The sequence below is a fragment of the Streptomyces sp. NPDC057854 genome, assembly GCF_042797055.1.
Classification (GTDB): Bacteria; Actinomycetota; Actinomycetes; order Streptomycetales; family Streptomycetaceae; genus Streptomyces.
In genome coordinates this window covers 160,530-166,676 of the sequence record NZ_JBHVMF010000019.1, presented here as the reverse complement: position 1 = coordinate 166,676, position 6,147 = coordinate 160,530, and the positions used below count along the sequence as shown (strand labels likewise).

At 74.6% G+C, this 6,147-nt stretch carries 5 protein-coding genes and 1 pseudogene; 2 read left to right on the top strand and 4 right to left on the bottom strand.

Features of this window, described 5'->3' with window-relative positions; all coding sequences use genetic code 11:
- Positions 1 to 398: pseudogene (locus tag ACFVQZ_RS26015) on the bottom strand (hypothetical protein); the annotation flags it as partial.
- A gap of 106 nt (positions 399 to 504) precedes the next feature.
- On the opposite strand from ACFVQZ_RS26015, the gene ACFVQZ_RS26010 reads away from it, so the two are divergent.
- Positions 505 to 1,707, top strand: a complete 1,203-nt coding sequence (locus tag ACFVQZ_RS26010) for an amino acid deaminase/aldolase (protein WP_030494362.1) — start codon at positions 505 to 507, stop codon at positions 1,705 to 1,707.
- Positions 1,708 to 1,710: 3 nt separating this feature from the next.
- On the opposite strand, the gene ACFVQZ_RS26005 is transcribed toward ACFVQZ_RS26010, so the two are convergent.
- From ACFVQZ_RS26005 to ACFVQZ_RS25995, 3 genes are read right to left on the bottom strand one after another with little or no spacing between them, the layout of a single operon-like run.
- Positions 1,711 to 2,496 (bottom strand): 3-oxoacyl-ACP reductase, encoded by a 786-nt coding sequence (locus ACFVQZ_RS26005; protein WP_030494363.1) that lies wholly within the window; start codon positions 2,494 to 2,496, stop codon positions 1,711 to 1,713.
- Between the two features lie 2 nt (positions 2,497 to 2,498).
- A complete protein-coding gene (locus tag ACFVQZ_RS26000) occupies positions 2,499 to 3,863 on the bottom strand; it encodes an aldehyde dehydrogenase family protein (protein ID WP_036414550.1) in 1,365 nt (454 codons plus the stop codon).
- Between the two features lie 15 nt (positions 3,864 to 3,878).
- Positions 3,879 to 5,243: a glutamine synthetase family protein gene (locus ACFVQZ_RS25995; protein ID WP_030494365.1), complete on the bottom strand. Its 1,365-nt coding sequence runs from the start codon at positions 5,241 to 5,243 to the stop codon at positions 3,879 to 3,881.
- 91 nt (positions 5,244 to 5,334) lie between these two features.
- Here ACFVQZ_RS25995 and ACFVQZ_RS25990 point away from each other — a divergent pair, with 91 nt between their 5' ends.
- Complete coding sequence (locus tag ACFVQZ_RS25990; protein WP_383626493.1) at positions 5,335 to 6,072, top strand: FadR/GntR family transcriptional regulator; 738 nt, start codon at positions 5,335 to 5,337, stop codon at positions 6,070 to 6,072.
- The last annotated feature ends 75 nt before the right edge of the window (positions 6,073 to 6,147 follow it).

The window sequence follows — 6,147 nt, the reverse complement described above, 5'->3', positions numbered from 1 at the left end:
GCACCGGCGGCGGGCCGCGGGGGCGCCGCCGGCGGCGGCGGGGTGGCGGCGGGACCGGACGGGCGCGGCGGGGTGGCGGCCGGGCGCGGGGGTGTCTGCGCCGGGGGGCGGGCCGGGGCGGACGGGCGGGGCGGGGTCAGGTCCGTGGTGAGGGACGAGAGGGCGCTCGTGGGCCGGTCGGCGGGGGCCTTCGGGGGCGTCCGGCCGCCGGGCCCGGCCGCCTCCGGGCCGCTCACCGAGGCCCGTCCCTCGGGCTCGGCGGGAGCGGAGGCGGGGATCCGTCCCTCGGGTTCGGCGGGAGCGGACGCGGGGGTGTCGTCCGGCGCGGGTGCGGGGGTCTCCGGCGGGGGGAGGGTCCTGGTGGTGCGGGGCGCGCGGGGGTTCTGCTCGCTGCTCATCCCGCCCCCTGCTCCTGCCGACAATGCCCGTCACTCTACGGGCTGTTCCCCGCCGCGCGGGAACTCAGGGGTACCCACCCCCCTGACGGTCTGGCAAGCTCGGGCCATGACTCCTCGTGCCGCCGACCGCGCCCGGTACGACCGGGCCACCGCCGCCCTCGACGCGCCGCTCGCGCTGGTCGATCTGGAGGCGTTCGACGCGAACGCGGACGATCTGGTCCGCCGGGCGGGCGGGAAGCCGGTCCGGGTGGCGAGCAAGTCGGTGCGGTGCCGGGCGCTGCTGGAGCGGGTGCTGGCGCGGGACGGCTTCGCCGGGGTGATGTCGTTCACGCTCGCCGAGTCGCTGTGGCTGGCCCGGGCGGGGTTCGAGGACGTGCTGCTCGCCTATCCGTCGGCGGACCGGGCCGGTTACGCCGAGCTCGCCCGGGATCCGAAGCTCGCCGCCGCCGTGACGGTGATGGTCGACGACGTGGCGCAGCTCGATCTGGTGGACGCGGCCCGGGCCGGCGGCGCGGAGGAGATCCGGGTCTGCCTGGAGATGGACACGGCGCTGCGGCTGCTCGGCGGCCGGGTGCGGATCGGGGCCCGGCGGTCGCCGCTGCGGAGCCCGGCGCAGCTGGCGGAGCTGGCCCGGTCGGTGGTGCGGCGGCCGGGGTTCCGGCTGGTCGGCCTGATGGCGTACGAGGGGCACGTGGCGGGGGTCGGGGACGCGGTGGCCGGCCGGCCGCTGCGGTCGCGGGCGGTCCGGGCGATGCAGGCGGTGGCGCGGCGGGAGCTGGCGGAGCGGCGGGCGGCGGTGGTCGGGGCCGTACGGGCGGTGGCGCCGGACCTGGAGTTCGTGAACGGCGGCGGCACCGGCAGCGTGCAGCACACGGCGGCGGAGGCGGCGGTCACCGAGGTGGCGGCGGGCTCGGGGCTGTACGTGCCGCGGCTCTTCGACGACTACGCGTCCTTCACCGGCCGTCCGGCGGCGCTGTTCGCGCTGCCCGTGGTGCGGCGGCCCGGCGTCGGCTGCGTCACGGTGCTCGGCGGCGGCTATCCGGCGTCCGGTGCGGCCGGGCGGGACCGGCTGCCCGTCCCGTACCTGCCGGAGGGGCTGCGGTACGACCCGCGGGAGGGGCCGGGCGAGGTGCAGACGCCGCTGCTGGGCTCGCCGGCGGACGACCTGCGGATCGGCGACAAGGTGTGGTTCCGGCACGCGAAGGCCGGTGAGCTGTGTGAGCGGTTCGACGTGCTGCGCCTGGTGGAGGGGGACCGCGTGGTGGACACGGTCCCCACGTACCGGGGCGAGGGCCGGACCTTCCTGTGACCGCTACAGCGGGGTGACGTACGCGCCGGAGATGCCGCCGTCGACGAGGAAGTCGGAGGCGTTGACGAAGGAGGAGTCGTCGCTGGCGAGGAAGGCGACGGCCGCCGCGATCTCGTCGGCCTCGGCGAACCGGCCCACCGGGATGTGCACGAGCCGGCGGGCGGCGCGCTCCGGGTCCTTGGCGAACAGCTCCTGGAGGAGCGGGGTGTTGACGGGTCCGGGGCAGAGCGCGTTGACCCGGATGCCCTCGCGGGCGAACTGTACGCCGAGTTCGCGGGACATGGCGAGGACGCCGCCCTTGGAGGCGGTGTACGAGATCTGGCTGGTGGCCGCGCCCATGATCGCGACGAAGGAGGCGGTGTTGATGATGGAGCCCTTGCCCTGGCGCCGCATGTACGGGAGGGCGGCCTTGCAGCAGAGGTAGACGGAGGTGAGGTTGACGTCCTGGACGCGCTTCCACGCCTCCAGGCCGGTCTCCAGGATGGAGTCGTCGTCGGGCGGGGAGATGCCGGCGTTGTTGAAGGCGACGTCGACGGAGCCGTAGGTCTCGAAGGCGACCCGGAAGAGGTTCTCGACCTCCTCGGGGTCGGTGACGTCGACCTGGACGAAGGTGCCGCCGACGGCCTCGGCGGCGGCCTTCCCGGCCCGTTCGTCGATGTCGCCGCAGACGACGTTCGCCCCTTCGGAGGCGAGGCGGCGGGCGGTGGCGAGGCCGATGCCGCTGCCGGCGCCGGTGATGACGGCGGTGCGGCCGACGAGCCGGCGGCAGATGATCTCTTCGGTGGTCATGGTCAGCCTTCCGTGCTGATGAAGACGTTCTTGGTCTCGGTGAAGGCGGTCAGGGCGTCCGGGCCGAGTTCGCGGCCGAGCCCGGACTGACGGAAGCCGCCGAACGGGGTCCAGTAGCGGACGCTGGAGTGGGAGTTGACGGAGAGGTTGCCGGCCCGGACGGCGCGGGAGGCGCGCAGGGCGCGGCCGACGTCACGGGTCCAGATCGAGCCGGACAGGCCGTACGGGGTGGCGTTGGCGAGCCGGATCGCGTCGGCCTCGTCCTCGAAGGGGAGGACGACGGCGACGGGGCCGAAGATCTCCTCGACGGCGCAGGGGGCGTCCTCGGGGACGCCGGTGAGGACGGTCGGCGGGAACCAGAAGCCGGGGCCCTCGGGCGCCTTGCCGCGGATGGCCTCGGCGTCCTCGGGGACGTAGCCGCGGACGCGGTCGAGCTGGGCGCGGGAGATGAGCGGGCCCATCTGGGTGCGCTCGTCGAGCGGGTCGCCGACGACGGTCTCCTCGATCGCCGGGGCGAGGAGTTCCAGGAAGCGGTCGTACGCGCTGCGCTGCACGAGGATCCGGGTGCGGGCGCAGCAGTCCTGGCCGCTGTTGTCGAGGAAGGCCAGGGGGGCCGCGGCGGCGGCGGCCTCGATGTCGGCGTCGGCGAAGACGATGTTGGGGCTCTTGCCGCCGAGTTCGAGGGTGAGCCGTTTCACCTGGTCGGCGGCCTTGGCCATGATCGTCTTGCCGGTGCGGGTGGAGCCGGTGAAGACGATCTTGGCGACGCCGGGGTGGGTGACGAGGGCGTCGCCGGCGACGGGCCCCTCGCCGGGGAGGACCTGGAAGAGATGCTCGGGGAGGCCGGCCTCCAGGGCGAGTTCGGCGAGGCGGAGCGCGGTGAGCGGGGTGGTCTCGGCGGGTTTGAGGATCACGGCGTTGCCGGCGGCGAGGGCGGGGGCGGTGGCCCAGGCGGCGATGGGCATGGGGAAGTTCCAGGGCGCGATGACACCGATCACGCCGAGGGGTTCGAGGAGGGTGACGTCGAGGCCGCCGGCGACCGGGATCTGGCGCCCGTTCAGGCGCTCGGCGCCGCCGGCCGCGTAGTCGAGGAGGTCGCGGACGTTCCCGGCCTCCCAGCGGGCGTTGCCGATCGTGTGGCCGGCCTCGCGGACCTCCAGGAGGGCCAGTTCCTCGGTGTGGGCGTCGACGGCGGAGGCGAACCGGCGGAGCAGCCGGGCCCGGTCGGCGGGGGCGGCGGCGGCCCAGGCGCGCTGGGCGGCGGCGGCGCGGGTGACGGCGGCGTCGACGTCGGCGCGGCTCGCGGCGGGGACGGTGGCGACGTGTTCCTCCGTCGCCGGGTTCAGTACCTGGAGTGCGGTGGGCAAGGGGGCTCGGTCCTCTCAGTGGCGTTCGAAGGAGCGGCGCAGTTCCCAGTCCGTGACGGCCGCCTCGAAGGCGGCGAGTTCGACCCGGGCCATGTTGAGGTAGTGGGCGACGACCTCGGCGCCGAAGGCCTCCTTGGCGATCTCGCTGGTCTCCCAGAGTTCGGCGGCCTCGCGCAGGGTGGTGGGGACGTGGGCGTGGTCGGCGGTGTAGGCGTTCCCGGTGCAGGGCGGCGGGAGTTCGAGGCCCCGCTCGATGCCGTGGAGGCCGGCGGCGACCATCGCGGCGACGGCGAGGTAGGGGTTGACGTCGCCGCCGGGGACCCGGTTCTCGAAGCGCGTGGAGGGGCCGTGGCCGACGATCCGGTAGGCGCAGGTGCGGTTGTCGTGGCCCCAGGCGACGGCGGTCGGGGCGAAGGAGCCGGGCTGGAAGCGCTTGTAGGAGTTGATGTTGGGGGCGAGGAGCAGGGAGAGGTCACGGAGGGCGGCGAGCTGTCCGGCGAGGAAGTGCCGCATGACCGGGGACATGCCGTGCGGGTCGTCGCCGGCCATGACGTTGGTGCCGGAGGCGTCCTGGAGGGAGAGGTGGATGTGGCAGGAGTTGCCCTCGCGCTCGTTGTACTTGGCCATGAAGGTGAGCGCGACGCCCTCCTGGGAGGCGATCTCCTTGGCGCCTGTCTTGTAGACGGCGTGCTGGTCGCAGGTGACGAGGGCCTCGTCGTAGCGGAAGGCGATCTCGTGCTGGCCGGGGTTGCACTCGCCCTTGGCGGACTCGACGGTGAGGCCGGCGGCGGTCATCTCGTTGCGGATGCGGCGCAGCAGGGGTTCGACGCGGCCGGTGCCGAGGACGGAGTAGTCGACGTTGTACTGGTTGGCCGGCGTCAGGCCGCGGTAGCCGGCGTCCCACGCCTGCTCGTAGGTGTCCCGGAAGACGATGAACTCCAGCTCGGTCCCGACGTGGGCGGTGAGGCCGAGGGCGGCGAGCCGGTCGAGCTGCCGGCGGAGGATCTGGCGGGGCGCGGCGGCGACGGGTGAGCCGTCGGCCCAGGTCAGGTCGGCGGTGACCAGGGCGGTGGCCTCGTTCCAGGGGACGCGGCGGAGGGTGGCGAGGTCGGGGCGCATGGCGAAGTCGCCGTAGCCGCGCTCCCAGGAGGACATCGCGTAGCCGTCGACGGTGTTCATCTCGGTGTCGACGGCGAGGAGGTAGTTGCAGCCCTCGGTGCCGTGGTCGAGGACGTCGCCGAGGAAGAAGGGGGCGGCGAACCGCTTGCCCTGGAGCCGGCCCTGCATGTCCGGGAAGGCCAGGACGACGGTGTCGATCTCGCCGGTCGCCACGAGGGAGCGCAGTTCCTCGACGGTGAGCGGGGGTGTGCGGTCTGCCACGGGACGACTCTCCTCGTTCGGCCTGCCGGGAGTCATAAGGTATGGGGCGAGACCATTGCTTGGGAAGTGTCAGGGGAAGGGGCGGCGCGAAGTGGTCCGTACGAGTGAACCGACCGGTTCCGTCGACCGGTTGACGCCGGTGCTGCGCCCGGTCCGGGCCGGCAACGGCTTCGAGGAGGCCCTGGAGCAGCTGCTCCAGGTGGTGCGGCTGGGCCTGGTCCCGGACGGCGGGCGGCTGCCCGCCGAGCGGGAGCTGGCGGAGCGGCTGGGGATCAGCCGGGTCACGCTCCGCGAGGTGCTGAAGGTGCTCCAGGAGCAGGGGCTGGTGGAGAGCCGGCGCGGCCGGTACGGCGGAACGTTCGTGCGCCCGCGCCCGCGGGACCCGGACGGGGCGGAGCTGCGCCGCCGGATCGCCGCGGTCGACATGGAGGACGCGCTGCGCTTCCGGGAGGTCCTGGAGGAGGGCGCGGCCGGGCTGTGCGCGGCGCACGGCCTGGACGCGGCGGGCGCGGACCGGCTGCGGGCGGCGCTCGCGGCCACCCATGACGCGCCGCTGGCCGGCTACCGCCGCCGGGACACCCTGCTGCACCTCACGCTGGCCGAGCTGTCCGGCTCCCCCAGTCTGGCGGCGCAGTACGCGGCGGTCCGGGCGACCGTCAACGACCTGCTGGACTGCATCCCGCTCCTGGTCCGCAACCTGGAGCATTCGCAGCACCAGCACACGGCGCTGGTGGAGGCGGTCCTGGACGGGGACGCGGAGGCGGCGCGCGCGGTGGCGCGGGAGCACTGCGCGGGGACCGCCGCGCTGCTGCGCGGCTTTCTGGCGTGAAAGGTATGTCGCCGGTCCATTGAGCCGCGGAGGGCGCCCGGAGCGTTCTAGAGTCGGCGCCAGGTGTCCCCCCGC

What these genes read in the sequence shown, in the direction of transcription:
- ACFVQZ_RS26005 (WP_030494363.1), bottom strand. Translation starts at nt 2,496, where the DNA reads ATGACCACCGAAGAGATCATCTGCCGCCGGCTCGTCGGCCGCACCGCC.
- ACFVQZ_RS26010 (WP_030494362.1), top strand. Translation starts at nt 505, where the DNA reads ATGACTCCTCGTGCCGCCGACCGCGCCCGGTACGACCGGGCCACCGCC.